At 72.8% G+C, this 17,972-nt stretch carries 2 protein-coding genes (1 of these 2 running past the window's edge); both read left to right on the forward strand.

Features of this window, described 5'->3' with window-relative positions; genetic code table 11:
* Positions 1-9,360, forward strand: coding sequence for an SDR family NAD(P)-dependent oxidoreductase (locus ACSHWB_RS34775; RefSeq protein WP_439657531.1), 9,360 nt, complete (start codon positions 1-3; stop codon positions 9,358-9,360).
* Positions 9,347-17,972: the start of an SDR family NAD(P)-dependent oxidoreductase gene (locus tag ACSHWB_RS34780; RefSeq protein ID WP_439657532.1), read on the forward strand. It continues 14,702 nt past the right edge of the window; 8,626 of the gene's 23,328 nt are visible here — the first part of the coding sequence; the start codon lies at positions 9,347-9,349; the stop codon falls past the right edge of the window. The genes ACSHWB_RS34775 and ACSHWB_RS34780 overlap by 14 nt, the downstream gene beginning before the upstream one ends.

Genomic DNA, 17,972 nt, shown 5'->3' on the forward strand with positions numbered 1-17,972 from the left:
ATGACACAGCAGACTTCCGGCGCGCAGGACACCGCGATCGCGGTCGTCGGACAGGCACTGAGGCTGCCCGGCGCGCGGACCATCGACGAGTTCTGGGCGAACCTCGAGCAGGGACGCTCGCTGATCAGCGAGGTGCCGCGGAAGCGGTGGCGTGCCGCGGACTTCGCGGGCGACCCGCGCCGCGACGGCGACAAGACGGCCAGCGTCTGGGGCGGTTTCGTCGACGACGTCGAGTGCTTCGACGCCGACTTCTTCAGCATCTCCCCGCGCGAGGCGCGGTTGATGGACCCGCAGCAACGGCTGGCCCTCGAACTGAGCTGGCACGCCGTCGAGGACGCGGGCTACCGCGCCGACCGGCTCGCGGGGTCGCGCACCGGCGTGTTCATGGGGGTGTGCCACTGGGACTACGCCGAACTCCTGGAGCAGGAGCTCGCCACGATCGACGCGTACTACCCGACGGGCGCCGCGTACGCGGTCATCGCCAACCGCGTCTCGCACTTCTTCGACTTCCGCGGCCCGAGCGTGGTCAACGACACCGCGTGCGCCAGTTCGCTGGTGTCGGTGCAGCAGGCCGTCCAGGCGTTGCAGGCCGGTGACTGCGACCAGGCACTGGCGGGCGGCGTGAACCTGGTGTGGTCGCCGCGGCACTTCGTCGCGTTCAGCAAGGCGGGCATGCTCTCCCCGGCAGGGCGGAGCAAGGTCTTCGACGCCGGTGCCAACGGGTACGTGCGCGGCGAGGGCGGTGGCGTCCTGCTGCTCAAGAGGCTCGCCGACGCGCTGCGGGACGGCGATGACGTGCACGCGGTCGTGCGCGGCATCGGCAGCAACCACGGCGGCCGCACCAGTTCCCTCACCGTCACCAACCCCGACGCGCAGGCGGAGCTGATCGTCGACACCTACCGGCGTGCCGGGATCGACCCGGCGTCGGTGAGCTACATCGAGGCGCACGGCACGGGTACGCCCGTCGGTGACCCGATCGAGGTGCGCGGCCTGAAGAAGGCGTTCGCCGAACTCGGCGACGCGGGCGGGGAGCAGCACTGCGGCCTCGGCTCCGTCAAGACGAACATCGGGCACCTCGAAGGCGCGGCAGGGGTGGCCGGTCTGCTCAAGGTGATCGCGTCGATGCGGCACCGCCGGTTGCCGGCCACCGTCGGGTTCGAGCGGCTCAACCCGCTGATCAGCCTGACCGGGTCACCGTTCCGCGTCGTCGACGCGCTGTCCGAGTGGACCGCGCGGGACGGCGAGCCGTTGCGCGCCGGCGTGAGCTCGTTCGGGTTCGCGGGCACCAACGCGCACGCCGTGCTGGAGTCCGTTCCACCGGCGGAGCCGACCGCACCGTCCGAAGAGGACGAATGGGTGCCGGTCTCGGCCTGGGACGAGGACCGGCTGCGCGAGACGTGCGCCGGGCTCGCGGAATGGGCGCGCACACGACTGACGGAGGACGTACCGCCCTCGCTGACCGACGTGGCCCACACGCTGAGGCAGGGCCGCGTGCCGTTGCCCGTTCGAGTGGTCTTCCGAGCCCAGGACCTCGACGACCTCGCCGCCCAACTCGAAGCGTTCGGGCAGGACGGGACCCTGCGCGGCGACAGCGTGCGCGGACAGGCGGAGGACGAACAGACCGCACTGCTCGACGAGAGCGACCTGACGGACCTGGTGGCGGTGTGGCGCGAACAGGGCAACACCGGCAAGTTCGCCCGCGCCTGGGTGCGCGGGCTCCCGGTCGACTGGTCCGCGTGGCCCGCGACCGGCAGGCGGATCCACCTCCCCGGCTACGCGTTCGCGCGCACGCCGTACTGGTTCCGGCCGTTGGAGGAGGCCGGGCACCCGTCGCTCGGTGCCGGCGTCCAGGAGAACGGCGGCTGGACCTTCCCGCTGACGTTCGACGCGGGCCAGGACACCATCCGCGACCACGTGGTGAACGGCGTTCCGGTCGTGCCCGGTGTCGCCGTGCTCGGTCTCGTCCTCGCCGCCGCCGAGCAGATCGGCGGGATCGACGTGCCGAGTGTGCGCAACGTCGGCTGGCTGCGGCCGCTGGCGGTCACGGGGGAGCGGCTGGCCGTGCGGCTGCTGCTCGGCCCGCGTGACGGAGGGTACGGCTTCACGGTCGTCGACGACGCCGGAAACCGTTACGCCACCGGACAGTTGTCGCCGGGGCAGGCGGGCGGCGAGCCCGCCGGTGACCTGTCCGCACGCTTCCCGCATCCGGTCGACGTCGAGCGAGGGTACGCGGCACTGCGTGCCAGCGGAATCGAGCACGGCCCGGCGTTGCGCGGCCTGACGGCGGTGTCGCGGGGTGAGAGCGGTGTGCTGGCCCGGATCCAGGTTCCCGCGCAGGCGGCTTCCGGCTGGCTGCTGCACCCCGTGCTGCTCGACAGCGCCCTGCAGGCCGTCCTCGCCCTGGGTGCGGACGAGTCCGGCTGGCGCACCCCGGACGCGGTGGCCGTTCCGTTCGCCCTGGACGAGCTGACGCTGCTGGCTCCCGTCGGCCGGGCGGTGCACGCCGTGCTGCGCGCCCGCGGTGAGTCCAAAGTAGACCTTGACGTGTTCGACGAGGACGGGACGTTGTGCGCCCGGTTGCGCGGCTACACGCATCGTGCGCTGGCGGCCAAGGTTTCCGGGGGGACGAGCGGTCCGCTCGCACCCGTGGCGGCGGACGGCGTGCCCGCAACGGCGGACGGCACTCTCGTCGAGGCGCACCAGGTGTGGCGCGCCTGCCCTCCTGTGCCCGCGACCGCGTCCGCCGGCCCGCTCGTCGTGCTCGACGCGGTGCTGGGCGACGACCGTGTCGCCCAGCGGCTGAACGCGGAGATCCTGCCTCTGCCGAAGGAACTCCCGGGCACCGCGGCGGACTCCGCGAAGGTCGTGTTCGACGCGACCTACCGGCACCTGCGGTCCCTGCTCGACCGGCCCGGTCCCGCTGGACGGACCGTGGTCGTCGTCGCGCCGGGACGCCCGGACGAACCCGTGTTCGCGCCGATCGCCGCGGTGCTGAAGTCGCTGCGGAAGGAGAACCCGGCGGTCCGGGGCAAGCTCGTCCTGGTCGACGGCCCTGTCGACGCCGCGCGGTTCGACGGGATCGTGCGCGCCGAGGCCGGTTCCGACGATGCCGAGGTCGCCTACGACGCCACCGGAGGCCGCCTGACCAGGGAGACGGAAGAACTCCCGATCGTCGACGGTGGCGCGTCGCTGTTGCGCGACGGCGGTGTCTACTGGATCACCGGTGGCGCCGGTGGCATCGGCAAACTGATCGCCGCGCATCTGTGCGCCCGGCACGGCGCGAGCGTCGTGCTGAGCGGACGGGCCCGGAGCGCGGACATCTCGGGGCTGCGGGAGCGGTTCGGCGACCGGATCGGCTACCAGCAGGCGGACGTGACCGACGCGGCGAGCGTCCGTGCCGCGGGGCAGGCGATCCGTGACCGCTTCGGCCGTCTCGACGGCGTCTTCCACGCGGCCGGCGTGCTGGACGACGGCTACCTCAAGACCACCCCGCTCGAGACCACCGCGTCCGTGCTGGCTCCCAAACTGACCGGTACCGCGCACCTCGACGAGCTCTGCCGTGCGCACGACGCCGGGTTCCTGCTCCTGTTCGGCTCGGTCGCGGGCGCGTTCGGTGGTGCGGCCCAGACCGGGTACGCGGCGGCGAACGCCTTCCTGGACGCCTGGGCGTCCCGCGCCCGTGGCCACGTCGTCCGCGCGGTCGACTGGCCGCTGTGGGCGGACGGTGGCATGCGCGTGGACGCGGCGACCGAGGCGTACATGCTCAAGACGACCGGCACGGTCCCGTTGCCGACCGGCGTGGCACTCGGTGCCCTGGAACGAGCGCTGGGCGTCGACGCCCCGTCGCAGCGCATCGTGCTGTTCGGCGACGCGCCGAAACTGCGCCGCTACTCGGGTCTGACGAAGGACGCGCCCGCCGCCCGCCCGGTCGCCGCACCCGTCGCGGTCCAGTCCGAAGTGGACGATCGCACGCTGTCGGCGCGCACCGAGGAGCACCTGCGCCGCCTGTTCGCCGAGCTGACCGGTCGGGAGCCGGAGCGCATCCGGGCCGACCAGAAGCTGGAGCGTTACGGCATCGACTCGCTCGTCATCGTGGACGTGACCAGCCGGCTGGAGGACGACTTCGGGTCGTTGCCCAAGACGCTGTTCTTCGAACACGTGGATCTGCGCGGCGTGGCGGGCTACCTGCTCGCCGAACACCGGACGCGTCTCGTCGAGCTGTTCGCACCCGCTGAGGAGCAGACGCCCGTGGAGCAGACGCCCGAGGTGCCGGTCGTGGAGCCGGTTCTCCCGCCCGCACCCGTCGTCCGGGCCGAGGTCGTGCAACGGCCGCGCGCCGAGCACGGCGAACACGACATCGCGGTGATCGGCATGTCCGGCCGCTACCCCGGCGCGGACACGCTCGACGAGTTCTGGGACCTGCTCAGCGAGGGCAGGCACAGCTTCGAGCCGGTGCCGCGGGACCGGTGGCGCCAGCAGGACATCTACTACGGCGAACGGGACGTGCTGGGCAAGTCCGTGGTGAAGACCGGGACGTTCCTGCGCGACATCGACGCGTTCGACCCGCGCTACTTCTCCCTGTCCCAGCGACAGGCCGAGCTGCTCTCGCCGGAGGTCCGGCTGCTGCTGCAGGCGGGTGTCACGGCGCTGGAGGACGCCGGCTACTCCCGCGAGACGATCCAGCGCCGCTACCAGGGCGATGTCGGTGTGCTGGTCGGGTCGATGAACAACAGCTATTCGCTGTACGGCTTCCAGAACATGCTCCTGCGCGGCACGGCCACGAGTGGCAGCGAGATCGGCGTGTTCGCGAACATGCTGTCGTACTTCTACGGCTTCACCGGGCCTTCGATGTTCCTCGACACCATGTGCGCGTCCTCGTCGACGTGCGTGCATCAGGCCGTGCGGATGCTGCGGGCCGGCGAATGCCGGATGGCCGTGGTCGGCGGCATCAACCTGATGCTGCACCCGTACGACCTGATCGGCACCTCCCAGGCCCACTTCACCAGCAAGACCGCCGACCTGCTGCGCAGCTACGGCATCGGTACCGACGGCACGGTGCTCGGTGAGGGCGTCGGCATGGTCGTGCTGAAGCCGCTCGCCGAGGCAGTCGCCGACGGCGACCACGTGTACGGCGTGATCCGGGGCAGCGGCATGACCAACGCGGGCGTGCGCAACGGGTTCACCGTGCCCAGCCCGGTGCAGCAGGGTCGCGCCATCGAGAAGGCGCTGGACGACGCGGGTGTGGACGCCCGCACGATCAGCTACCTCGAAGGCCACGGTTCGGCGACGTCGCTGGGCGACCCGATCGAGATCCGGGGCGCGACCAGCGCGTTCCGCCGCGACACCGCGGACAGGGGCTTCTGCGCGCTCGGCTCGGTCAAGTCCAACATCGCGCACCTGCTGTCGGGTTCGGGCATCGTCGGCCTGACCAAGGTGCTGCTGCAGCTCAAACACCGCACGATCGTGAAGTCGCTGCACTCCGAGACGCTCAGCCCGGCGATCGACTTCGCCGAGACGCCGTTCGTCGTGCAGCACGAGCGCACGGAGTGGGCGCGGCCGGTGCTCGACGGGCGGACGGTGCCCAGGCGTGCCGGTGTCACCTCGATCGGGGCGGGTGGCGCGAACGTGCACATCGTCGTGGAGGAGCACGACGACGTGGCCGTCGCGCCGGCCGACACCGGAGTGCCGCGCCTGGTCGTGTGCTCCGCGGCCACTCCGCAGGCCCTGGGACGGGTGTTGCGCGACCTGCACGCACACGTGGTGGGCTCGCGGCCCGGGTTGGACGCCCTCGCGTTCACGTTGCAGACCGGCAAGAACGAGATGTCCTCGCGCCTCGCGTTCGTCGCCGAGAGCGTCGACGCCGTCGCGTCCAGGCTCGCCCAGCTGTCCGAAGTGGACTGGACGGATCCTGTCACACCCGAGGGCGTGTGGTTCGTGCCGAGCACGATGGGCGTGACCGATCCGCCGGACACCGCCGACGTGGAGAAGGCGCTGGACGACAACGACCTGCGTGCGCTCGCGGCGGTGTGGACCGCCGGCGCGGACGTCGACTGGGACGTGCTGTGGCCGCGGACCGCCCGGCCGGGGAAGCTCTCGCTGCCCGGTTATCCGTTCGAGCGCGTCCGCTGCTGGTACCCGGAGTTCGACGACGCCCCGAGCGTGCTCGACCCCATCGCGTTCGCCCGGCGGGCGCACCCGTGGGTCGGCGTCAACACCTCGGACCTGGACGGCATCCACTACCGGCTCGCGCTGCGCGGCGACGAACTGCTCGACTACACCTACTCGGTGCGGCGCGAGAAGCGCTACACCACCCTCGCCCTGCTGGACGGCGTGCTCGCGTTCGCGGACGTCGCGGGCCTCGGGAACGGCTGGGCCGTGCGGGACGCCCGCTGGGCCGCGCTGCCCAGCCCCGCGCAGGAGCAGGAGCTCACCTGGAAGCTCGGTGCGAACCGTGCCGAACTGCACGACCAGGACGGCACCGTCGTGTTCGGCGCTGACCTCGTCGCTGTCACGGAACCGCTGCGGCAGCAAGACTCTGCGATCAGTTCGCCCATCACGGTGGACGAGGAGGCGTTCTACGCGAAGCTCGGCGAGCTGGGCGTGGACGCCAGGCCGTTCGCCAGGGTGGTCGAGGGAGTCGCGCAGACCGGCGGACGGTTGCTCGTCCGCGTCGCGGAACCCGTTGTGTGCCAGGACCCGCACAAGCGGCGCGTCCGCGTTCCGGCCCGGGTGCTCAACGGGCTGGTGCAGGGCGTGCAGTACCTGACCTCCGACGCCGACGCGACGGTGGTGCGGGTGCGGTCGGCCGACGGCGCGGATCTCGGCCGTACCAGGGCGATCGTCCTGGAGGACAAGGGTTCCGCGTTCGACGTGTTGCTGCTCGACGAGACCGGTGCCGTGCTGGGCCGGTGGGAGGGCGTCGAGTTCGGCGCCGCCCCGGCCGCCGTGACGCAGACGCGGGACGAGGACGGCGCGGTCAGGGACCGTCTCACCACCCAGGTCCGCGAGACCGTGGCCGCGCTGCTCAGGAGCGATCCGGCCGACATCGACCTCGACACGCACTTCCCGGCGTTCGGGTTCGAGTCGATCAGCCTGGCCTCGCTGGCCCAGGAGCTCGGCGGACGGCTCGGCATCGACCTGAGCCCGGCGGTGTTCTTCCAGCACCCCAACATCCGCGGACTGGTCGGCCGGTTGGCAGAGGAGGTCGGGACGCCGGCTCCGGCGGGGCTCGTTCCCGCGGTGCCGTCGTCGCTTCCCCAGGCCCTCCCGGCGGCGCTGCCGCCGGTCGGGCAGAAGACCGGCGCCGTCGCGATCATCGGTGTGGCGGGCAGGTTCCCCGGTGCGGACGACCCGGACGCGCTCTGGGAACGGGTGCGCGAAGGCGCGGATCTCGTGTCGTCGTACCCGGCCGGCCGCTTCGACGGCCGCTACGCGGATGTCGTGGCACGCGCCGACTTCCCGAAGCACGCGGGGTTGATCCAGGGCGTCGACCGGTTCGACGCCGGCTTCTTCTCCCTGTCCCGCCTGGAAGCCGAGCTCATGGACCCGCAGCAGCGGCTCGCGCTGGAGACGGTGTGGACAGCGCTGGAGAACGCCGGGTACTCGCCGGCGCGCCTGCCAGAGGACACGGGCGTGTTCTTCGGCGTGTCCGGCACGGACTACCACCACCTGCTCAACGCGAGCGGTGTCGAGCCGGACGGCTACACCGCGACCGGCAACTCGCACGCCGTGCTGGCGAACAGGATCTCGTTCCTGCTCGACGTCCGCGGCCCGAGCGAACCGATCGACACCGCGTGCTCCAGTTCGCTGGTGGCGCTGCACCGCGCCGTGGAGAGCATCCGGTCAGGTCGGTGCGCCATGGCCCTCGCGGGCGGGGTGAACCTGCTGCTGAGCGTCGACACGTTCGTCTCGACGCAGGCGGCGGGAATGCTCAGCCCGGACGGCCGGTGCAAGACGTTCTCAGCCGACGCGGACGGCTACGTGCGTGCGGAAGGCGTGGCGGCGGTGCTGCTCAAGCCGTTGTCCGACGCCCTGCGCGACGGCGACACCATCCACGGTGTCGTCCTCGGCACGGCGGAGAACCACGGTGGCCGCGCGGCCTCGCTCACCGCCCCCAACGCGTCCGCCCAGGCCGAGGTGATCGAGGCGGCCATGCGGGGCATCGACCCGGACAGCATCGGCTACGTCGAGGCGCACGGAACCGGGACCGCGCTGGGTGATCCCGTCGAGGTCGACGCGCTCACCACCGCGTACCGCAACCTGGGCGGCTCGGCCACGCGTCCTCTCGGCGCGCTCAAGGCGAACATGGGTCACGCCGAGGCGGCGGCCGGCCTGGCCGGCGTGCTGAAGGTGTTGCGGCAGATGGACCACCGCGAACTTCCCGCAGTGCCGCACCTGGACCGGCTGAACCCGCACCTGAAGCTGGACGGCAGCGGTTTCGAGGTGCTGCGCGAGTCGCGGCGCTGGACGCCGAGGACCGACGCCACCGGCACCGAACAGCCGTTGCGCGCCGGTGTCAGCAGCTTCGGGTTCGGCGGGGTCAACGCTCACGTCGTCCTGGAGGCCCCGCCGTCGCGTCCGGTGCCGGCGTCGTCCACCGGACCGCAGGCGATCGTCCTCTCGGCCCGTGACGCGGACCGTCTGGCAGCCCGTGCCCGGGACCTGCGCGCCCACCTCGTCGAGAACTCGCCCGCGCTCGCGGACCTGGCCTTCACGCTGCAGGTCGGCAGGGAGGAGATGGAACACCGCCTGGGCTTCGTCGCCCAGGACGTCGGAGAGGTCGCCGCCAAGCTCGACGCGTTCCTCTCCGGTGGTGGCGGCGTGCGGACCGGCAGCCTGCGCCGGGCACGGGGAGCGGCGGTGCGGCGCGACCGCGAGATGGACGGGGAGGTCGCGAACGCCTTGCGCGGCGGCGATCTCGACCGGGTGCTCGCTCTGTGGTGCGACGGTCGCGCGGTCGACTGGGCGAGCTTGCACGGGGCCGGTGAACGGCGAGTGCTGGCGTTGCCCACCTACCCGTTCGCCCGCGAGCGCTACTGGGTGCCGGAGACGGCCGCCCTGGGCGAGTGCGCGGCGAGTGCTTCGGTCGTGTCCGGGGTGACTGCTCCGGCCGCGTTCGGGGCGAACCACCAGGCGGTGCCTGTGGCGAGTGCCTCGGCCGTGTCTGGGGCGAGCGTCCCGGTCGTGCCTGGGGCGAGTGCTCCGGCCGTGCCCGCAACGAGTGCTCCGGTGGAGCCCGCGGCGAGTGCCCAGAGCCTGCCCGTGACCGTGATCCCGTCTCCCGCCTTCGACGTCGGTGCCCGCGCCGCCCTGCTGGAAGCCGTCCTGGCCAACCAGGAGGTGCCCGATGCGCTCGCCTGAGCCCGCCCCGTTCCCGGAAGGAAGCCCCGCCGTGATCCGCAGCGTCCTGCGCGTGCCCGTGTGGCGTGCCGAGCCGGAGGTCCCGCAGGCACCCGCCGGCGGCCGGCGGCTGGTCGTGCTGTGCGACCTGCCCGCCACCGGTCTGCGCGACGGTCTGCCGGGCGTCCAGACCGCCGAGGTGACCACCGGCGGCGACGCCCCGTACGTCGCCTACGAACGCGCGGCCGTGCGCCTGTTCGGTGAGCTCAAGCGGCTCATGTCCACTTCGGACGGACGTTCCTGCGTCGTCCAGGTCGCGTGCCGGGCGGACTCGCTCTACCGCGGCCTGCTGGGACTTCTGCGCACCGCCGCGCAGGAGGACCCCGGCCTGACCGTGCGGCTGGTCGAGTTCGTGCACGAGCCGTCCGCCGCGGAACTGGTGGCGGCGCTGCACGGGCGGGGCGAGCACGTGCGGCACACGCCGGCCGGTCGGGAGACCGTGAGCTGGCAGCCGGTCCGGGACGCGATCGCCGCCCCGGTGTGGCGCGCGGGCGGTGTCTACCTGATCAGCGGCGGTGGCGGTGGGATCGGCCGGCTGCTCGCCGAGGACGTGGCCCGGCACGCGCCGGACGCCGTCGTCGTGCGGTGCGGACGGGCCGCGACCTCCGACGGACCAGGGGAGTACCACCGGGTCGACGTCACGGACGCGACGGCGGTGCGCGATCTCGTGGCCGGCGTGGTCCGCAGGCACGGCCGCCTCGACGGTGTGCTGCACGCCGCCGCGTCGCTGCGGGACGACTACCTGATCCGCGCTTCCTACCAGGACTTCCTGAGCGTGCTCGCGCCGAAGGCCGCGGGCCTGGTGCACCTCGACGAGGCCACCCGCGCTCTTCCGCTCGACTTCTTCGCCTCGTTCTCCGCGGCCGCGGGAACCCTGGGCAACGCCGGTCAGGCGGCCTACACGGCCGCCAACGGCTTCCTCGACGCCTACGCGACGCACCGGCAGGACCTCGTCGCCCGCGGCGAGCGGCGCGGGGTGAGCGTCTCGCTGGGCTGGCCCCTGTGGCGGGACGGCGGCATGGGCGTGCCCGGCGAGGAACTTCCCGCGCTCGTCGAGCGCTTCGGCCCGCCGTTGCCCACCGAGGCCGCGCTGGCCGCACTGCACGGAGCCGTCGCGCTCGGTGCCACCCACGTCGTGATCTCCGGGGAAGGAAAACTGATGACCGGCACCGACGACCTCCGCGGGCGGGTGCTCGGACGGCTCAAGGACCTGATCGCCGAGACCGTGCGACTCGACCCCGCGACCCTCGACGCCACCGCACCGCTCGACAGCCACGGCATCGACTCGATCACGGTCACCAAGCTGAACACCCGGTTCGCGCGGTGGTTCGGCGCGTTGCCGAAGACCGTGCTGTACCAGTACCCGACGCTCGCGGAACTGGCGGCGCACCTCGTCGAACGCCACTCCGAGGGCTGTGCGCGCTGGCTGGACGACACCGAGGCCCCGGCCGTGGTGCCGGAGTCCGTCGCCGAGGTGACGACGCGGCCCGTGCGTCCGGCCGCACCGCGCCCCGACGCCTCCGGCGAACCGATCGCGATCATCGGTCTCAGCGGCCGCTACCCCGACGCCCCGACGCTGGACGACTTCTGGGCGAACCTCAGGGCGGGCCGCGACAGCGTCCGCGAGGTCCCGGCGCGGCGCTGGTCGCTGGACGGCTTCTTCGAACCCGACCAGCAGAAGGCCGTCGACACCGGTGCCAGCTACAGCAAATGGGGCGGTTTCCTCGACGGGTTCGCGCGTTTCGACGCGGCGTTCTTCGGCATCTCGCCGCGCGAGGCCGCCGACATCGACCCGCAGGAGCGGCTCTTCCTGGAGACGGTCTGGTCCGCTCTCGAAGACGCCGGCTACACGCGGGACCGGCTCGCCACCCGGCATCAGGGCAGGGTCGGCGTGTTCGCCGGGGTCACCAAGACCGGCTTCGACCGCAACGTCCCGCCCCCGGTGAGCGGCCCGCGCAGGTCGCCCCGCACGTCGTTCGCCTCGCTCGCGAACCGCGTGTCCTACCTGCTCGACCTGCGCGGCCCGAGCCTGCCCGTCGACACCATGTGCTCGGCCTCGCTCACCGCGATCCACGAGGCGTGCGAGCACCTGCGGCAGGGCTCCTGCGAGGTCGCCATCGCGGGCGGCGTGAACCTCTACCTGCACCCCTCGACCTTCGTGGAGCTCTGCCGCTCCAGGATGCTCGCGGCCGACGGGCGCTGCCGCAGCTTCGGTGCCGGCGGTGAGGGCTTCGTGCCCGGCGAGGGCGTCGGCGCGGTGCTGCTCAAGCCGCTGGCGGCGGCAGAGGCCGACGGTGACCCGATCCACGCGGTCATCCTCGGTTCCGCGATCAACCACGGCGGCCGCACCAACGGATACACCGTGCCGAACCCGCGCGCCCAGGCCGCCGTCGTCCGCGCGGCGATCGAGGCCGCCGGGCTGCGGCCGGGCGACATCGGGTACGTCGAGGCGCACGGCACCGGCACGCGCCTCGGCGATCCGGTGGAGATCGACGGGCTGACCCAGGCCTTCGGGACGGACTCGGCCGCCGCGATCGGGTCGGTCAAGTCCAACATCGGCCACCTCGAGGCGGCGGCGGGCATCGCCGGGTTGACCAAGGTCGTGCTCCAGCTGCGCAACGGCGAACTCGTGCCGACCCTGCACGCCGAGCGAGTCAACCCCGACATCGACTTCGCGGCGACGCCGTTCGAGCTGTCCCGCGCCACCACCTGGCCGCGTCCCGACGGAGGCCGCCGGATCGCCGGCATCTCGTCGTTCGGTGCGGGCGGGGCGAACGCGCACGTCATCGTCGCCGAGCACGTCTCCACCGCGGTTCCCGCACCCGAGCAGGGGATTCCGGCGCTGCTGCCGGTGTCCGCGCGCACCGAGGACGACCTGCGGGCGCGCGTGGCGGAACTGGCCCAGTGGCTCGACACCCAGGAGAAGCCGGACCTCGCCTCCATCGCCGCCACCCTCCGCACCGGCCGTGAGGCCATGACCGAGCGGGTGTGCTTCGTGGCGCGGGACGTGCTGGAGTGGCGCCGCCAGTTGCGGGCGTTCCTCGCCGCTCCCGCGACCGACGCCTCCGGCGAGTCGTGGTGGCGAGGCCGCGTCGAGGCGAACAACGAGACGCTGGCCGCACTGGCCGCCAAACCCGAGCTGCGCGAGCTGATCGAGCACTGGCTGGCCACGGGTGGTCACGCCGAGCTCGCGTCCTTCTGGGTCAGGGGCACGCCGATCGACTGGTCCGAAGTGGACGGCACGAGGCCGCGGGTGCACCTGCCGGGTTATCCCTTCGCGGGACCCGAGTTCTGGTTCGAGCCCAGCGCGCCGCAGCCCCAGGCCGCGCCCGCCGCCGTACCCGCGGCGGTGGACGTGGACGGCGTGGTGCTCGCCGAGCTGGCGGAGATCCTGCAGATGCCGGTCTCCGAGATCGAGCGGCACCGGCCGTTCGCCGACTACGGCCTCGACTCCATCCTCGGCGTCAGCCTGGTGCACCGGCTCAACGACGTCCTCGGCACGTCCGTCGACACGACCGACCTGTTCGACCACGGCACGTTCGAGCGGCTTTCCACCTTCCTGGCCGGCTCCCGCCCGTCCGTCGCTCCCGTCGCCACCACCACTTCCGGCGAGGACGACGCGATCGCGATCGTCGGTCTCGCCGCGAGGTACGCGGACGCGGAGACCCCCGAGGCGCTGTGGGCGCACCTGGTCTCCGGCACCGACCTGGTCGAGCCCGTGACGCGCTGGCCGCTGCCCGCCGGCATCGCCTGCCGCACCGGCAGCTTCCTGCGCGACGCCGACCTGTTCGACCCCGCCTTCTTCGGCATCTCCGGTGTCGAGGCGACGGCGATGGACCCGCAGCAGCGCGTCTTCCTGGAACAGTGCTGGAACGCGCTGGAGGACGCGGGGTACACGGGAGGGCGGCACCGCGGCTCGCGGGCCGGCGTCTACGTGGGCTGCTACGCCGGTGACTACTCCGAGCACCTCGGTGACGACGCGCCCGCCCAGGCGCTGTGGGGCACCATGGGCTCGGTCGTCGCGTCGCGGATCGCCTACCTGCTCGACTTCACCGGTCCGGCTCTCACGGTCGACACGTCGTGCTCCAGCTCGCTCGTCGCGATCGACCTCGCCTGCCGCGACCTGCTCGCGGGCACCGCCGACCTCGCCATCGCCGGAGGCGTCTTCGTCCAGAACACCTCGCGGCTCTACCGGTCCGCCTCCGTGGCCGGAATGCTCTCGGCGTCGGGCCGCTGCCGCAGCTTCGACACCGGTGCGGACGGGTTCGTGCCCGGCGAGGGCGCGGGCGCGATCGTGCTCAAGAGGCTCGCCGACGCCGAACGCGACGGCGACCACGTCCACGCGATCGTCCGCGCCTCGGGCGTCAACCAGGACGGCACGACCAACGGCATCACCGCGCCGAGCGCGTTGTCCCAGGAACGACTGCTGCGCGAGGTGCACGGCAACCTGGGCGTCGGCGGCGTCCAGTTCGTGGAGGCGCACGGCACCGGCACGCAACTGGGCGACCCGATCGAGTTCCGTGCCCTGTCCAAGGTCTTCGCCGGCGCGCGACCGGGCAGCGTCGCGCTCGGGTCGATCAAGTCCAACCTCGGGCACACCCAGTTCGCCGCGGGCGTCGCCGGTGTCGTCAAGGCCGTCCTCGCGCTGCGGCACCGCACCATCCCGGCTTCGCTGCACTTCACCGGGGCGAACGCGCGGATCCCGTTGCAGGGCAGCCCGTTCACCGTGCCGACGGAGACCGTCGCCTGGCCGGAACCCGACCAGGGCCCGCGCCGGGCAGCCGTCAGTTCCTTCGGCGCCAGCGGGACCAACGCCCACGTCGTGCTGGAGGAGTACCGGCGGAACCCGGTCGCGGACGTCCCGGGGGAGCAGGCGTTCCTGCTGTCCGCCAGGTCCGCGGACGCCCTGCGCGAGGCGGCCGGCCGCCTCGCCACCCACCTGGAGCGCGAACGCCTGTCCGCGGCGGAGGTCGCGTACAGCCTCGCGGCCGGCCGCGCACACCTGCCCCACCGTCTCGCCGTCGTCGCGCCGAGCACGACCGAAGCCGCCCAGCGCCTGCGCGCCTGGCTCTCCGGAACGACGACCGGCACCCACACCGGCGAAGTCGCCGTCGACGCGGCACCGCGCGACGGTGTCCTGCCCAGCAGTGCCCACGAACTCGCGTCGGTCTTCGTGCGGGAGAACCTCGCCCGCCTCGAGACCGCGTTCCCGGCCGCCGTGCGGAGGATCGTTCCCTTGCCCACCTACCCGTACCAGAGGCAGCGCTACTGGCCCACGCGCGACACGTCCGCCTACCGCACCCGGCTCACCGGGCAGGAGTTCTTCCTCGCCGACCACCACGTCAACGGCCGCGCGGTCCTGCCGGCGGTGCTGTCACTGGAGTTCGCGCGGCGCGCGGCGACCGCCGGGGCGTTCGAGCCGGTCGGGATCCGCGACCTCGTGTGGGCCACACCGTTCCCGGTCGGTGCCGAGGGCGCGGACCTGACGGTGGAGCGCGACGGCGAGGGTTTCCGCATCCGCCGGGACGGAGCGGACGTGCACGCGCACGGTCGTTTCGTCCAGCCGGGACCGGCTGAGACCGTGCCGCTCGACGCCATCAGGGCGCGTGGCACGCGGACCTTGAGCGCGGAGCAGTGCCGTGCGGCGCTCGACGCCGTCGGCATCGCCCACGGGCCTCGCCTGCGCGCACTGGAAAGCCTGGCCGTCGGCGACCGCGAGGTGCTCGCGAGGCTCGTCGTCCCGGCCGGCGCCCACGACGAGGACCTGGCCGTCCACCCGGCGGTGCTCGACAGCGCCATCCAGGCGGTCGTCGGTCTCTTCGGAGGCGAGTCCGGTGAGCTCGCGGAGAGCAGCGGACGTCCCGCCCTGCCGTTCGCGGTCGACCGGATCGACGTCCTCCGGCCGGTGTCCGGCACGATGTGGGCGCACCTGCGGCACACGGGCGGCGGCTCGGAGACGTCCACAGTGGACATCGACGTGTGCGACGAGTCCGGCCGTGTCGCGGTTCGGCTGCGGGGACTGGCGTTCTGCCGCGTGACCGCGGCACCGGACCTGCGCACGGCCTTGCTCGCCCCCGTGTGGGACGCGGTTCCGGACGGGGTCGAGCTGGAACCCGCCCTCGGCGGCCGCCCGGTGCTCGCCGGCGGTGACGCGGCCGACCGCGCCGCCTTCCTGGCCCGCTTCCCCGGAGCCGTCGTGCTCGGCACCGAACAGCACGAGAGGCTTCCCGCGGACGCGGACCACGTCGTGTGGCTCGCGCCGGAGAACGGCGGGCAGGACGGGACGTTCACCGTCTTCCGCTGGATCAAGGCACTGCTGGCGCAGGGCGCCGACGGCCGCGAGACCGGCTTCACCGCCGTCACCCGGCAGGCGGTCGGGGTGAGCGGGCACGAGACCGCGGACGCGACGCACGCGGGAGTGCACGGCCTGCTGGGGTCTGTCGCGAAGGAGTACCCGCACTGGCAGGTCAGGGTCGTCGACATCGCGGCGGGACAGCCGGTGCCGTTCGAGGCCGTGCTGAACGCGCCGGCTGCGGCACGGGGCGGGGTCGCGGCGCTGCGCCGCGGTGAGTGGCTGCTGCCCCGCCTGGTCGAGGTGACCGGTGGCCCGGTCGCCGCGTCCCGCGCACCCGGCGGCGTGGTCGTCGCCATCGGCGGTGCGGGAGGCATCGGCGAGGTGTGGACCGAGCACCTGCTGCGCCGCCACGGCACGCAGGTGGTGTGGATCGGCCGGCGCCCCCTCGACGCGGAGATCACCGCCAAGCAGGACCGGCTTGCCGCGATCGGCCCGCGTCCCGGTTACGTCTCGTGCGACGCGTCCGATGTGGACGATCTGCGGCGCGCGTGTGCCGAGATCGTCCGGCAGTACGGACCGGTGCACGGCGTCCTGCACACCGCCATCGTCCTGGGCGACCGGAGCGTGGCGCGGATGGACGAGGACCTGCTGCGGACCACGTACGCGGCCAAGGCCGGCGTGACCGTCGCCCTGGCGGAGGTCTTCGCTGGCCAGCCGCTGGAGTTCGTCGTCTTCTTCTCGTCCATGCAGGCGTTCTTCACCGCCCCCGGACAGGCGAACTACGCGGCGGGCTGCACGTTCTCCGACGCGTACGCCGAGGGCCTGTCCGCCCGGCTGGGCTGCCCGGTCAAGGTGATGAACTGGGGTTACTGGGGCAACGTCGGCATCGTGGCCGAGGACGGCTACCGGCGCAGGATGGCGCGGCTCGGACTCGGCTCGATCGAGCCCGGCGAGGGCATGGCCGCCGTCGACCACCTGCTCGGCTCGTCCCACGACCGCCTCGCGCTGCTGAAGGCCGCGGACTCCCGCAGCATCGCCGCGTTCTACGAGCGCAGCACGCTCACGGAGCTGCCGCCTGCGAAGTCGCCGGCCGCCGCGCTGCTCGCGGCACGACCGGACCGGCGGGCCACCATCGAACGCGTGCGCGTCGCGGCCGACGGGCACGGCCGGTCCATGGAGCCGGCGCTCGTCCGGATCACCTGGGCGCTGCTGCGCGACCTGGGTCTGTTCGGCCCCGGCCGCACGGGCACGGCCGACGACTGGATGACGATCGGGGGCATCGTCCCGCTCTACCGCCGCTGGCTGGAGCACACGCTGGACGTGTTCGCGCGGGAAGGCCTGCTGAGCTCCGCCGGCGGCCGTTACGGCGCAGTTGACGCGAGCCCGGTGGACCTCGCCGCGGCCTGGCGCCGCTGGGACGCCGACCGCGCGCCGTGGCTGGACAACGACGGCAAGCGGCCACAGGCGGTGCTCGTCGACACGACGTTGCGGGCGTTGGACGACATCCTGACCGGACGCCGTCCCGCCACCGACGTCATGTTCCCGAAGTCGTCACTCGAACTCGTGGAAGCCGTCTACCGCAACAACCCCGTCGCCGACTACTTCAACGACGTCCTCGCGGACACGCTCGTCGAGCACGTGCGGGCACGGGTCGCGGAGAACCCCGGTGTGCGGCTGCGGATGCTGGAGATCGGCGCGGGCACCGGCGGCACCAGCCGGGTGGTGTTCGGCCGCCTCGCACCGTGGCGCGACAACATCGAGACCTACTGCTACACCGACCTCTCCAAGGCGTTCCTGCTGCACGCGCGCCGCTCGTTCGGTGACATCGCGCCCTACCTGGACACGCGAATCCTCAACGTCGAGAAGTCGCTGGCCGAGCAGTCACTGGACATCGGCGGGTTCGACGTCGTGGTGGCGACCAACGTGCTGCACGCGACCCGGAACATCCGCACGACGCTGACCAACACCAAGGCGGCGATGCGCGCGAACGGCGTGCTGCTGCTCAACGAGCTCAGCGACAACGTCTACTTCAGCCACCTCACGTTCGGCCTGCTGGAAGGCTGGTGGCGCTACGACGACCCGGCGCTGCGCATCCCGGGGTCACCGGGGCTCACGCCGGCGGACTGGCTGCGCGCGCTGAACGAGACGGGCTTCCGGTCGGCGTTCGTCGCGGCGGAGGGCGCGGACGACCTCGGCCAGCAGGTGTTCGTGGCCTGTGCCGACGGCGTCGTCCGGCAGCCGGTGCCCGAGGGCGGAGACGCCTTCCCGGACGGACCGG

Origin of the sequence: Lentzea sp. HUAS TT2, from assembly GCF_051853195.1 — a bacterium.
GTDB lineage: Bacteria > Actinomycetota > Actinomycetes > Mycobacteriales > Pseudonocardiaceae > Lentzea.

Excerpts from the sequence above, each read along its gene's own strand:
- ACSHWB_RS34775 (WP_439657531.1), top strand. The coding sequence starts at position 1 with ATGACACAGCAGACTTCCGGCGCGCAGGACACCGCGATCGCGGTCGTC.